Genomic DNA, 282 nt, shown 5'->3' on the forward strand with positions numbered 1-282 from the left:
TATTTCAAAAAAGAATTGTTAAAGATCCAAGCACGTATTCGCGTGTTTTGAGACAAGCTAACGATAAAACGTCAGCGCACAACACAGTGCACCTCAAAACAAACGCAAAACGAATTGCTTGACGATCATAGAGGCGTTGAACCACCTGATCCCATCCCGAACTCAGAAGTGAAAAGCGCCATCGCCGATGGTAGTGTGGGAGATCCCATGTGAGAGTAGGTCGTCGTCAAGCTTTATATTAAGAAGGCCCTGATAGCTAACGCTGTCAGGGCTTTTTTTCGT

1 rRNA gene is annotated in these 282 nt (G+C 45.0%); it reads left to right on the forward strand.

Annotated elements, in window-relative coordinates:
• The first annotated feature begins 117 nt into the window (after nucleotides 1-117).
• Nucleotides 118-232 (forward strand): 5S ribosomal RNA (gene rrf / locus CCS02_RS22005).
• Nucleotides 233-282: the final 50 nt, after the last annotated feature.

The organism is Marinomonas sp. ef1, assembly GCF_002806845.1.
GTDB lineage: Bacteria > Pseudomonadota > Gammaproteobacteria > Pseudomonadales > Marinomonadaceae > Marinomonas > Marinomonas polaris.